At 67.2% G+C, this 11856-nt stretch carries 11 protein-coding genes; 8 read left to right on the top strand and 3 right to left on the bottom strand.

All coding sequences use genetic code 11. The features are described from left to right. Positions 1-16 precede the first annotated feature (16 nt). Entirely contained in the window at positions 17-940 is a 924-nt protein-coding gene (locus IG178_RS08795) for a Mul1B family putative transporter subunit (protein WP_193212169.1), read from the top strand. Between the two features lie 66 nt (positions 941-1006). Here IG178_RS08795 and IG178_RS08790 read toward each other — a convergent pair whose 3' ends face one another. Beyond that, positions 1007-2554 (bottom strand): FAD-binding oxidoreductase, encoded by a 1548-nt coding sequence (locus IG178_RS08790; protein ID WP_343225951.1) that lies wholly within the window; start codon positions 2552-2554, stop codon positions 1007-1009. Between the two features lie 119 nt (positions 2555-2673). Between IG178_RS08790 and IG178_RS08785 the strand changes: the two genes are divergently transcribed. The 5 genes from IG178_RS08785 (at position 2674) to IG178_RS08765 (ending at position 7838) form a co-directional block, all read left to right on the top strand. Then, entirely contained in the window at positions 2674-4089 is a 1416-nt protein-coding gene (locus IG178_RS08785; protein ID WP_193212168.1) for a carbohydrate binding domain-containing protein, read from the top strand. 49 nt (positions 4090-4138) lie between these two features. Continuing rightward, positions 4139-5065: an AEC family transporter gene (locus tag IG178_RS26165; protein WP_193212167.1), complete on the top strand. Its 927-nt coding sequence runs from the start codon at positions 4139-4141 to the stop codon at positions 5063-5065. Positions 5066-5164: 99 nt separating this feature from the next. Further along, positions 5165-6415, top strand: a complete 1251-nt coding sequence (locus IG178_RS08775; protein ID WP_193212166.1) for a hypothetical protein — start codon at positions 5165-5167, stop codon at positions 6413-6415. A 2-nt stretch (positions 6416-6417) separates the two neighbouring features. Continuing rightward, positions 6418-7326 carry a hypothetical protein gene (locus IG178_RS08770; protein ID WP_193212165.1) on the top strand — a complete coding sequence of 303 codons (909 nt, stop codon included), beginning with the start codon at positions 6418-6420 and terminating at the stop codon, positions 7324-7326. Between the two features lie 68 nt (positions 7327-7394). Next, positions 7395-7838, top strand: coding sequence for a hypothetical protein (locus IG178_RS08765; protein WP_193212164.1), 444 nt, complete (start codon positions 7395-7397; stop codon positions 7836-7838). Here the strand turns inward: IG178_RS08765 and IG178_RS08760 are convergent. Together IG178_RS08760 and IG178_RS08755 are read right to left on the bottom strand one after the other, a co-directional pair. Further along, a complete protein-coding gene (locus tag IG178_RS08760; protein WP_193212163.1) occupies positions 7821-8219 on the bottom strand; it encodes a hypothetical protein in 399 nt (132 codons plus the stop codon). The genes IG178_RS08765 and IG178_RS08760 overlap by 18 nt on opposite strands. 54 nt (positions 8220-8273) lie before the next feature. After that, on the bottom strand, positions 8274-8624 hold the full coding sequence (locus IG178_RS08755) for a TfoX/Sxy family protein (RefSeq protein ID WP_193212162.1): 351 nt from the start codon (positions 8622-8624) through the stop codon (positions 8274-8276). A 14-nt stretch (positions 8625-8638) separates the two neighbouring features. Between IG178_RS08755 and IG178_RS08750 the strand changes: the two genes are divergently transcribed. Both IG178_RS08750 and IG178_RS08745 read left to right on the top strand, forming a co-directional pair. Beyond that, a complete protein-coding gene (locus IG178_RS08750) occupies positions 8639-9373 on the top strand; it encodes an ABC transporter ATP-binding protein (protein WP_193212161.1) in 735 nt (244 codons plus the stop codon). Between the two features lie 94 nt (positions 9374-9467). Then, complete coding sequence (locus tag IG178_RS08745) at positions 9468-11837, top strand: ABC transporter permease (protein ID WP_193212160.1); 2370 nt, start codon at positions 9468-9470, stop codon at positions 11835-11837. Positions 11838-11856: the final 19 nt, after the last annotated feature.

Below are 11856 nucleotides of genomic sequence, written 5' to 3'. Positions count from 1 at the left end.
CACGGATTCCATTGCCATGAAACCCCTTCTCACCATCGCCCTGCTGCCCCTGCTCGCCGCTTCCACCCTGCGTGTCGCGGCCAAGGATGCCGAAGCCTTCCTGATCTACGAGGAAGGCGACATCGAGCGCGTCTGGCTCACCGCCGCCACCACCACCGCCGTCCGCTACAAGGAAACGGAGCGCGCGGTCGATACCAAGGACATCCGGATCAGCGAGGTCCAGTCGATCTACATCGTCGAACCGCCCGAGATGACCGCCGCGGTCGAGCTCTTCCAGGCACGGAAGTATTCCGAGGCCAAGGAGCAGCTCGCCAAGGTCAAGGCCGACTACGTCGGCATCGAGGAACTGGCCGACAACCCGTCCACCGCCGCCGGCTACCTGGAGCTGGAATGCCTCCGCAAGCTCGGCGACCTCGACGGCCTGAACAAGTCGCTCGAGAAGTTCCGCAAGGAAGGTCTGACCCGCGAGTACCAGCTGCGCCAGATCGAGCTCTACGCCATGTGGGACGCCGTCCGGACCAAGGACTGGAGCCGTCTCCAGAGCATCTGCGAAGAGCGGCTCAAGGAGCGCATGCCCGGCAGCCAGCGCGCCCAGGTCGGCTACTGCCTCGGCCTGGCGCTCGACGCCCAGGACAAGATCTTCCCGGCGATCAATGCCTACAACATCGCCATGACCGCCGACACCGGCGCCTCGGAAGTGATCACCAGCCAGGCCGCGCTGAACGCCATGGCGCTCTACAAGAAGGACCCGGAACTCCAGACCGCGGTCAAGCTGTGGGGCACCAAGGACGAACGCCCGAACTCCACCGGCCAGCAGCACCTCTACGAGGCCGCTTCCCTGGCGGAGTTGTTCCAGCTTTCGCTCGGCAACGGCAAGCCGCTGCCGAAGGAACACCAGGACCTGCTGAAATACGTCAAGAAGATCGACGTCGACAAGTGAGCCGCCCGGCTCCCTTCACTGACCGATCGCAAGGGCCCGGCATCACGCCGGGCCTTTTTGCGTCCCTCAGTCGTCGAGGAACTTGCCCGGGTTGAGAATCCCCAGCGGATCCAGCGCGTCCTTGATCACTTGGTGGGTCTCGAAAGACACCTGCCCGAGCGCCTTGCGGATCCACGGCTTCTTCGCCAGCCCGACGCCGTGCTCGCCGGTGATCGCGCCGTCGTGCTCGATCACCCACGCGAACAACTGGTCCAGCGCATGGTCGGCCTTCTCGCGGGTGGCGGGGTCGGTGTAGTCGGCGACCATCAGGTTGGTGTGGATGTTGCCGTCCCCGGCATGGCCGAAGCAGGCCACCGGGATGCCGGTTTCCTCCTGCAGCAGCCGCGCGAACTCGACCAGCGCCACCAGCTTCGAGCGCGGCACCACGATGTCCTCGTTGAGCTTGGTCATCCCGGTGTCGCGCAGCGAATACGAGAACTCGCGGCGCAGCTGCCAGATCTTCTCGCAGGCTTCCTCGTCGGCGGCGCGGTCGATCCGGGTGGCCCCGAGTTCGCGCAGCAGCGTGTCGATTTCCCCGATCTCGCTGTCCACCGCCGCGGGCCGGCCGTCAATCTCGACGATCAGGTGCGCCTGGCCGTCGGGCAACATCTCGGGCCCCAGCCGCTTGCGCGCCGCCGCCAGCGTGAAGCCGTCGGTGATCTCCAGCGCCGACGGCAGGTGGCCGCGGTTGAGGATCTCCTGCACCGCGCCGGCAGCTGCCGGAAAGTGGTCGAACACCGCCGCGAGCATCGCCCGCGTCGCCGGCTTGGGGATCAGGCGCAGGGTCACCTCGGTGACCACGCCGAGCATCCCTTCGGATCCGGTGAAGAGGCCGCACAGGTCGAAGCCGGTCTTGTTCTTGTGGACCCGGCCGCCGCAACGCAGCACCTGCCCGTCCGCCAGCACCACCTCCAGGCCCAGCACGTAGTTGCGGGTGACGCCGTATTTCAGGCAACGGGGGCCGCCGGCATTGGTGGCGATGTTGCCGCCGATCGAGCACTCCTTGAGCGACGCCGGGTCGGGCGGATAGTCCCAGCCAACCGCCCTCGCCGCCTTTTGCAAATCGCCGGTGATTACGCCGGGCTGCACCACCGCCACCCCGTCCGCGGGGTTGAGCTCGACGATCTTGGTCATCCGGGCGACGGAAAGCACGATCCCGCCCTCGACCGGCACGCAGCCGCCGACATAGCCGACCCCGGCCCCGCGGGTCGTGACGGGAATCCCGGACATCGAGGCGAAGCGCAGGGTCTTCGAGACATCCTGCACGGACTCCGCGAAGACCACCACGTCGGGAAGGCCGCGGGCGTACCACTTGTCGGCGGCATGCACGTCGAGATCGACCTCGCGCACCGAGACCTTCCCGGGTCCGAGCAAGCCCGCCAGCTCGGCCGCATATTTGTCGACCGACGCCCGGGTCGGTGCTTCCGGCTCGGGTTCCGACGCCGCGACCGGCTCCGGCTGGTCGAGATCGAGGAACACCTCGTCATCGCTTTCATGCTTCTCCAGCTCCGGCTTGTCCGCGCGGGGCGTCAGGCTCCGGGTGATCCACGATGATCGTTTGGGAGGAAGGTCCACGCCGGCTACGTTCCCCCGCCTCCCCGCCGCGGTCAACCCATCACGCTGTCGAGGCCCTTTGCCAGCGGGCTTTCGGTTTGCGATCGGCCGCTCCCGGGGCTAGGAAACCGCACCCCCCGATGCCGCCCCCAGCTTCCATCCTTCCCGCGAGGGGAGCTCTTCTCGTTGCGGCCGCCCTCGGCGGGGTGACCGATGCCGCCCCCACCGGCACCAACCTCGGCTTCGAAAGCAATCTGAACGGTTGGGAAAACGCCGGCGTCTCGATCAAGAACTCCAAGGCCTATGCCGGCAGCCGCTGCCTCGAGCTCAAGGCCGGCCACATCCAGCAAACGATCTCCGGACTGCAAGCCGGCGCGCCGCATGTCCTGGCCCTGGCTTACCGCAACAACACCGGCCAGGACTACAACCTCTCCCACGCCCGCCTGCTCATCGACGGGAATACCATCGCGGAAATCCACAATGGCATCCTCTCCGACTACATCGACCGCGAAGGCTTCGAGTTCATCCCCGCCACATCGAGCGCGGTGCTGCGGATCGAATCGCTCGGCCCCGGTCCGGAGGGCTTTTTGATCGATGCCATCAGGATCACCACCGGCAGCCTGGCTCCTCCCCCGCAACACGACTGGAGTTCGCTCACCGTGATGAACGACGCCCGTGGCGGCCGGCAACTGGCCAACGGCGGCTTTGAAAGCCCCGTCGCCGACCCGTCCACCAGCCAGGACATCACCGGCGTCGCCGGCAATCCCCACATCTGCGACTTCGCCCTGCCCGGCTGGCTGGTCACCCGGGAAAACGTCGATGTGATCGGGACCACCGCCGCGCCCCCCGAAGGCACCCATGTCCTCGACACCAATGGCAATGGCCCGGGCGCGATCGCCCAGACCATCACCGGGCTCCAGCCCGGTGCCGTCCACACCCTGTCCTTCCTCTGTGCCCGCCACGCCTCGTGGGGAACCGGGGACATGACCGGCGAAGTGCGGGTCAACGGCCGCCTCGTCGAATCCGTCGTCCGCAGCTACGCGCAGAACTGGAATGCCGGCTACGCCCTGAGGGAAATCCCCGTGCTCGCGTCCGCCACCGGGACGCTCACCGTCGAGATCCGCTCCACCGTCACCGACCGGGGCGGCTGCATCGCCTACGACGACATCCGCCTGAAACAAGGCGGCGACGGCTTCCTCGCCTGGTCGGTGTTTCACGGCGTCGAACCGCTGATCAACGCCGACGACGACCGCGACGGCCTGGCCAACGGCCTCGAATTCCTGTTCGGCAGCGACCCTCAACTGGCCGGCAGCCTGCCGCTCCTGGCGCAGGGCCAATTGCGCATCCCTCTGAGTGGCCTCGCCCTCTCGCAAGGTTACGATGTCGACCTGATGACCAGCCGCAGCCTCTCCGGCTGGCAGCCTGCCACCGCGCCCGGCAGCGGCTTGTCGCTCATCTCCGACTCCTCGGCCCCGGGCGTCGACGGCGAGCGCCGCTATGCCGTCGATCCCGGCGAGACGCGGCTCTTTTGGAAGCACGTCCTGGTGCCCCCTTGAGGCGGCTGGCCATTGACATCCCCGCGGCCCGCCCCGTTGATCGCCGCCGGTGTTCCTCCGGATCCTCATCGATGTCTGCGCGCCGATCTTCCTGATCGTCGCGGCCGGCTGGGGGATGGACCGCAAGTTCCGGATCCACCTGGAGAGCCTGGTGAAGCTCAACATCTACCTGTTGGTTCCCGCTTTCATCTTTACCCGCGTCGTCAGCGCGGAGCTCGGCGGCGGGGAAGCCCTGCGGATCGCCGCTTTCACCCTTTCGACCATCGCCCTGATGTTCGCCGGCAGCCTCGCCGCCGGCCGATTGTTCGGGATGCACCGGCAGCAACGGCGGGCGCTCTCGCTGGCGGCCATGTTCTACAACTGCGGCAACTACGGGCTGCCGCTGGTCATCCTCGCCTTCGGGCCGCCGGCCGGCGAAGTGCAGATCTTCGTCCTGGCGACGATGAACGTCTCGACCTACACGATCGGGCTGCTCCTCGCCCAGGGACAAGGCGACGGCCCCGGCTCGCATCGCCGCGCCCTGATGAAGGTGCTGCGCCAGCCGACCCTTTACGCCTTGTTCGCCGGCCTCGCCTGCCGCGGCCTCGGCCTGCCGGTGCAGCATATGATCTGGTTGTGGCAACCGCTCGACCTGATCCAGTCGTGCCTGATCGGCTTCGCGCTGCTCACCCTCGGCGTGCAGATGTCACAGACCCGGCCGGAGCCGTTCCGCGCCCCGCTGCTGTCGGCGATGGTGCTCCGCCTGCTCGTCTCACCGGCCCTCGCGGTGTTGCTGGTCATGGCCTTCGGCTTCTCCCGCGAAGTCTCGGCAGCGCTCATCCTCGCCACCGCCGCCCCGACCGCCGTCAACACCGCGCTGCTCGCCCACGAGTTCGGCGGCGACGTTCCTTACTCCACCTCGGCGGTCTACTACACCACCCTGATCAGCCTGATCACCACCCCGGCGCTGGTTTATGTCCTGAAGCTCTGGCTTTGACTGGGGCAGGAGCCCGGGGGACTTGACCGGCCGGGCCGCTCCCCTCAACTTGCCGATCGAATGCCGAGGCGCCTGCCATCTCCCCCCACCCTTCGCCGCATGTCATTTCTGTCTTTCCGCAAGTTGATAGGGTCCATCCTCGCCTCGGCGGCCTTTGCCCCGGCGTCGCCCGCCGCCACCACGGATCCGCTGGGAATTTACACCGTCAAGCTGGCCGGAAAACCCGCCGACGCCCCGCAGGCGCGGACCTACCTGGGCATCCAGCTGCTTCCAGATACGCGCTTCGTTGGAATCGTTTCCGCCGTAGAAGGCAATTCGTTCCAGGTCGAAAATCTCGGTCAACCCTCGGTTCTCGCCGAGGCGGGATACTCATTCTACGTGCAGGTCCTAAACGGCCTCGGCGCTGGGTTCATCGCGGACATCGTCAGTTTCAGCGACACTGATTTCGTCAGTGCCGAAGCACTCACGCCGTGGATGTCCCCGGGCAACCAGGTGAGGATCCGCACCCACCCGCGGATCGGCGATGTGTTTGGCAACGACAACCGCTTCGGCCTCGCCGCGGCACCGACCTCGGCGGAAGCTGACAACGTGGTGGTCTGGGACCCGGTCAACCAACAGGAGAAGGTGTATTTCTATCACTCGCTGCATGAACGCTGGGAGGAACGGAATTCCACGGGCGATGCCGGCAACGACGTCATCCGCGTTCCGCTCGGCTGTTATGTCGTCCGCCGCTCGGCCGGCTCCCGGTGGATGGTGCTTTCCGGCGAAGTGTCGGCGGACCCCGTCCTGCTCCCCGTGAGGCCCGGCGCGAACGTCTTCTCGCTGCCGGTCAATCTCTCCGCCTCCCTCGATCAATGGATCGCAGGCGACGGCAGCCACCCGGTAATCGCAGGTCCGAACGCCAATAGCGCCGACTTGCTGACCTTCGAGGAACCCGCGAGTGGCAACCAAGCGGGGCCGTTCTACCGACGCACGACGGCCGGTGGGGATGGCTGGCAGGAAGTCGGCTTGAACGATGCCTCGGGTGCCAGCCAGCGCCTCGACTTCCTGTCGACGCTGGTCCTCCGGCGCCACGGCGGACCCGGTTACGTGCTGGCCACCGGCAACCTGGAACCGGGGCCTGTCCTTGATTTGCCGCTGGATCCGGAAGCGCCGCAACTTGCGGGTGAGTTGCCCTTTCCCGCCGCCCCCCCGACCGGAGTGATCATATCGGTGGAATCCAGTCTCGACCTGCAAAGCTGGACACTCGTCACCCAGGACGTGTCCGTCGGAGGCGGAAAGGCCGTCTTCGATCTCCCTGCCGGCCAGACCCGCGCCTTTTATCGCCTGAACGTCACCTTGAGTCCCTGACCATGTTCCATCAAATCTGCGCCTTTATCATCGCCGCCGGCACCCTGTCCGCGGGCACGGTGGTCATCTCATCGCTGCCGGATGAAAGCCATCCGCTCGCCCCGCTGACGACACTCTCCGGCATGCCGCTTACCACCGGTGCCACGATCCGGATCGGCGCGTTCCCCGGCATGGCCGATGACGAGGTGCTCGACACCGCGGCGGCCGGCGGCCTCGCCGCACTTCTGGTGGACTTCGTTCCCTTCGGCGACAGCCACACGATCGGCGACGGCGCGGAAGAGCAACCGGGCCGCTTCGAAATCGCGGTCAAGCAGGTGCTCCGCGACGGACCGCTGGTCGGCGAGGCGGTGACGATCGTGATCCAACAGGACGACGAGTTCATGGTCGCCCGCTTCGCGGGGCAGGCACTCGAGGCCGATCCGGACACCGGCATCGAAGGCCTCCTTTCGCTTCATCTCGCCGACGCCGCGGTGATCGTCGGCAACCGCTACGGCAGCGACCGGATCGCCGCCTCCGCCGCCCCGGAAAGCGGCAGCTTTGAAAGCTGGATCGCGTCCTTCCCAACGATCACCGATCCCGCGCTCCGCTTGCCGGCCGCGGACGCCGACGGAGACGGTCGCTCGAACTTCCTGGAATACGCAACCGGTGGCGATCCTTCGTCACAGACCGATCCCCCGCCGTGCCAGATCATTGCCGGGGAAGCAGGGACCGCGTGGATTCAATTCTCCCGCACCCCGGGAATCGGATCGATCATCCACCGCCTCGAATCCTCCCCCGATCTGGTGAGCCCCTGGCAGGAAATCACCGGCGGGGCCGAGCCGGTTCCCGGCAGCACCCTCTGGATGCGCATCCCGGCACCGGCAGGAGCGCGGCAATTCTTCCGGCTGGATGTCCGGAGCGACGTCGAATGATCCCGAAAGCCGGCCCGATCCCGCGGCGTAGCCCCTTGTCCATCGCCCCGCCCTTGACCCCGACTGCCATGAAGCTCCTCGTCCCGCTGTTCGCGACCGCCGCCCTCACTTCCTGTGTCCCGGGCACCTATCACCGCGACTTCAAGCGCGACACCGCCGGTCTCCCGGACCCACCGGTCTCCCCCGAGGGCCCTTGGATCGGCCGCTGGAAGAGCAAGGCCAACGGCCACGAGGGCCCCTTGTGGTGCATGGTTCATCCCACCCCCGGCCAGCCGGGCCACTACGACTTCCGTTACCGCGCCGGCTGGGGTGCGCTGAAGTTCGGCGACTACGTTCACCCCGTTGAGACCGCCCCCGCCGCCGACGGTTCGCTGCCCCTGGACAGCGCCATGGAGTTGCCGGGCGGCTTCGGCACCTACCGGGTGAAAGGCAAGCTGACCGCCGACGCCTTCGACGCGACCTACTCGTCCGCCAACGACCGTGGGACCATGACCTTACGCCGGCCGCGCTAGGCCGGCGAAGGCCTTGCGGCCCGCCCACAGCAAGTAAAGGGCCAGCACGCAGATCACCGGGATCATGAACGGCGGTTCGAAGATTCCCGCCCCGTTGGTGATGAAGACGTGGAAGGCGACGATGTTGAGGATGATCGGCCCCAGCACCAGCAGGCCGAAGTTCCGCGTCCTCGGGATCGCGACCAGGAGGCCGCCCGCCAGCTCCAGGACTTTCACGAAGGTCATGTAGCCGGTGGGAATGAATGCCCCCATGAACATCGCCGCCGGCGAGCCCTCCGGCGGCGCCGGCTGCTCGGGCACGAGGTTCAACAGGACAACCAGCGACGAGGCGACAAATAGAAACCCGAGTAAACCTCCGGCGATGTTTGGGGCGTATTTCATGTGACGAACCCCACCCCTACACCCGCCGGCGGAGGAATCCACCTCCACGTGAGCCTAGCCGGCGCGTTTTTTCTTCGACGCCCTCGCCCGCGGATTGAATTCCAGCGCGCGAGCGAGCCACTCCGCCAGCACCGTGTCGGTCGGCAGGCCTTCCGGGAGGACGTAGACAAATCCCTTCATCGGCCGGCCGGTGAAGTCCATCGGCACGCAGCCCGGCCGCGACAGCGCGTCCGCCTCGGTCCCCGGGTCCAGCCGCAGCATCAGCCGGTCCTTCACCACGCCGACGCACATCTTGCCGTCCACCATGAAGCACAGCCCGCCCATCATCCGCTTCTCCTCGGTTGAAATGGCGAGCTTGGAAAATTGCCGACGGACGGCCTCGCCTAGGTTCTCGTCGAATGCCATGACTATCCCCTAGCATGGCTGCGTCCGTTTCACCTCCTGTTTCCGCCGGCGTCGTGTTCGAAGCCCGGAAGCTGCGCAAGGTCTATCACACCGGCGAGCTCGACGTGGTCGCGCTGCACGGCGTCGACCTCGACATGCGCGCCGGCGAGCTGGTCTGCCTGCTCGGCGCCTCCGGCAGCGGCAAGTCGACCCTGCTCAACATCCTCGGCGGTCTCGATGTCCCGAGCTCCGGCGAGCTCCACTACAAGGGCTGGCCGCTCGACGGCTCCGACGAACGCACCCTGACCCGCTTCCGCCGCAACTGCGTCGGCTTCGTCTTCCAGTTCTACAACCTCATCCCGTCGCTGACCGCGCGCGAGAACGTCGCCCTGATCACCGGCATCTCGCGCGATCCGATGACCCCGGAGGAAGCCTTGGAAATGGTCGGACTCTCCAAACGCATGGACCACTTCCCGTCGCAGCTTTCCGGCGGCGAACAACAGCGGGTTGCCATCGCCCGCGCCATCGCCAAGCGCCCCGAGGTCCTGCTTTGCGACGAACCCACCGGCGCCCTCGACGTCACCACCGGCATCACCGTGCTCGAGGCCATCGAACGCACCAACCGCGAACTCGGCACCCTCGCCGTGGTCATCACCCACAACGCCGCCATGGCCGCCATGGCCGACCGCGTCCTCCACCTTTCCGACGGCAAGATCATCCGCGAGGAACACAACGCCACCCGCCTGCCCGCCCGCGAACTGAAGTGGTAGCTCGAAGTGCCGAGTGATCAGTGCCCCGACACGAGCACCAAGCCCCGCGACAACCAACCTCTTTCACTGATCACTGATCACTCGGCACTTCGTCATGCTCCATCCCCTCGACCGCAAGCTGCTGCGCGACCTGTCCCACATGAAGGGCCAGGTCATCGCGGTCAGCCTGGTCATGGCCTGCGGGCTGGCGATGATGATCATGACCCGCAGCCTGATCCTCACGCTCGAGTCGACCCGCGCCGCCTACTACCAGCAGTATGCGATGGCCGACGTGTTCGGATCGCTGAAACGCGCGCCGCTGGCGGTCGCCGAGCGCATCGCCGCGCTGCCGGGCGTCTCCGTCGCCGAGCCGCGGGTCGCGGTGCAGGTGACGCTCGACCTGCCGTGGCTGGCGGAACCGGCGACCGGCCACATCGTTTCGCTCCCCGAAGACGGCAGCGATCCCAAGCTCAACCGCGTCTTCCTCCGCCTCGGCCGGATGCCGGAACCCGACTCGCGCCGCGAGGTGGTGGTCGGCGAAGCCTTCGCCGAAGCCAACGGCCTCAAGCCCGGCGACCCGCTGGTCGCGGTGATCAACGGCCGCCGCGAGACGCTGCAGATCTGCGGCATCGGCCTGTCCCCCGAGTTCGTGTTCGAGGCCCGCGCCGGCGAGACCTTGCCGGACCACCGCCGCTTCAGCGTGCTGTGGATGAACTACCGCGCCCTCGCCGTGGCCTACAACCTCGACGGAGCGTTCAACAACATCGTCCTCGACCTCGCGCCCGGAGCCGCAGGTGCCGGGGTGATCGAGCAAATGGACCGCCTGCTCGCGCCCTACGGGGCCGCCGGGGCCTACCTGCGCAAGGACCAGGCCTCGGCAATCCGCCTCGACGACGAGCTGAGGGTACTGCACGCGCTGTCCTTCGTCTACCCGCTGGTCTTCCTCAGCGTCGCCGCCTTCATGGCGAACGCGGTACTGGCCCGGATCGTCCGCCTGCAGCGCGAGCAGATCGCGCAAATGAAAGCGCTCGGCTATTCGTCGCGGCAAGTCGGGGTTCACTTCCTCAAGTTCGTCATCGTGATCGGCCTGCTCGGCACCCTCATCGGCGGCATCGCGGGACGGCTGATGGGCGGCGGACTGGTGAACCTTTACGTCGAGTTCTTCCGCTTCCCCTCGCTCGAGTTCCGCATGGACTACCGCGCGCTCGGGCTCGCCCTCGGCATCAGCGCCGGGACCTCGATGCTCGGCGTGCTTTCGGTCGTCTGGCAGGCGGTGAAGCTGCCGCCCGCCGAGGCCATGCGCCCCGAACCGCCCGCCGACTTCAAGCCCTCGCGGATCGAGCGCATGGGCCTGACCCGCCTGTTCAGCCCGTCGTTCCGGATGGCGCTGCGGAACATCGAGCGGCGGCCGTGGCAAGCGGTCTTCACCGCCGCCGGCCTGACCCTCGCCACCGGCCTGATGGTCTTGCCCGGGGCGATGAGCGACAGCATCGACTACCTGCTCACCTTCCAGTGGAACCGCCAGCAGCGCCAGGATGCCGCCGTGTTCCTCGTCGAACCCGCCTCGGGCAAAGGCCTGCACGACCTCGAGAACCTCCCCGGCGTGATCCGCGCCGAGCCGATCCGCAGCGTCCCGGCGCGGCTCGGCTACGCCCACCACGAGCGCCGGCTGTCGATCACAGGCATCGCGCCGGGCTCGAACCTCAACCGCTTGTTGGACGACAAGGGCAACCCGATCATCCTGCCGGAGGAAGGCTTGCTGATGTCGGAGAAGCTGGCGGAGATCCTCGGCGCGGGGATCGGCGACGAGATCCGGGTCGAGGTCATGGAGGGCCGCCGGCCGGTCCTTGCCATCCCGATCCGCGGGCTCGTCACCGACTTCGCCGGGGTCGCCGCCTACATGGACATCCGCGCCCTGCGCCGGCTGATGCACGAGGACGACACCATCAACGGTGCCTTCCTGCTGATCGACCACAACCGCTGGGACGAGTTCATGCGCGACGTCAAGGACACCCCGCGCGCCGCGGCGGTGATGGTGAAAAGGGACCAGCTTTCCGCCTTCCGCGAGACCACCGCCAAGAGCATCGGGCTACTACGCAAGCTGTACTTCGTCCTCGCCGTGACCGTCGCCTTCGGCGTCGTCTACAACAGCGCCCGCATCGCCCTGTCCGAGCGCAGCCGCGAACTCGCCACGCTGCGGGTCGTCGGCTTCAACCTCGCCGAGGTGCGCGGCGTGCTGCTCGGCGAGCTCGGCCTGCTAGTCGTCTGCGCCCTGCCCGCCGGCCTGCTGTTCGGCCGCGGCCTGGTGGTGCTGATCATGTCGTCGTTCAGCACCGAGACCATCCGCATGCCGATCGTCATCAACCCGTCGACCTACTCGATCGCCATCGCCGTGGTGCTGCTTGCCGCGGTGTTCTCGTTCACCCTCGTCAGCCGCATGCTCGCCAAGCTCGACCTCGTCGGCGTCTTGAAGGCCCGTGATTGATTCTCCAACCTGCCACCGA

Source organism: Neoluteolibacter marinus (assembly GCF_014904755.1).
In the GTDB taxonomy this organism is placed as follows: domain Bacteria; phylum Verrucomicrobiota; class Verrucomicrobiia; order Verrucomicrobiales; family Akkermansiaceae; genus Haloferula; species Haloferula marina.
The sequence above is the reverse complement of the archived record's forward strand: the minus strand, read 5'-3'. Positions and strand labels throughout refer to the sequence as shown.

Coding starts and splice junctions, on each gene's coding strand:
- IG178_RS08795 (WP_193212169.1), top strand. CDS start 17: ATGAAACCCCTTCTCACCATCGCCCTGCTGCCCCTGCTCGCCGCTTCC.
- IG178_RS08785 (WP_193212168.1), top strand. CDS start 2,674: ATGCCGCCCCCAGCTTCCATCCTTCCCGCGAGGGGAGCTCTTCTCGTT.
- IG178_RS08775 (WP_193212166.1), top strand. CDS start 5,165: ATGTCATTTCTGTCTTTCCGCAAGTTGATAGGGTCCATCCTCGCCTCG.
- IG178_RS08770 (WP_193212165.1), top strand. CDS start 6,418: ATGTTCCATCAAATCTGCGCCTTTATCATCGCCGCCGGCACCCTGTCC.
- IG178_RS08765 (WP_193212164.1), top strand. CDS start 7,395: ATGAAGCTCCTCGTCCCGCTGTTCGCGACCGCCGCCCTCACTTCCTGT.
- IG178_RS08760 (WP_193212163.1), bottom strand. CDS start 8,219: ATGAAATACGCCCCAAACATCGCCGGAGGTTTACTCGGGTTTCTATTT.
- IG178_RS08755 (WP_193212162.1), bottom strand. CDS start 8,624: ATGGCATTCGACGAGAACCTAGGCGAGGCCGTCCGTCGGCAATTTTCC.
- IG178_RS08750 (WP_193212161.1), top strand. CDS start 8,639: ATGGCTGCGTCCGTTTCACCTCCTGTTTCCGCCGGCGTCGTGTTCGAA.
- IG178_RS08745 (WP_193212160.1), top strand. CDS start 9,468: ATGCTCCATCCCCTCGACCGCAAGCTGCTGCGCGACCTGTCCCACATG.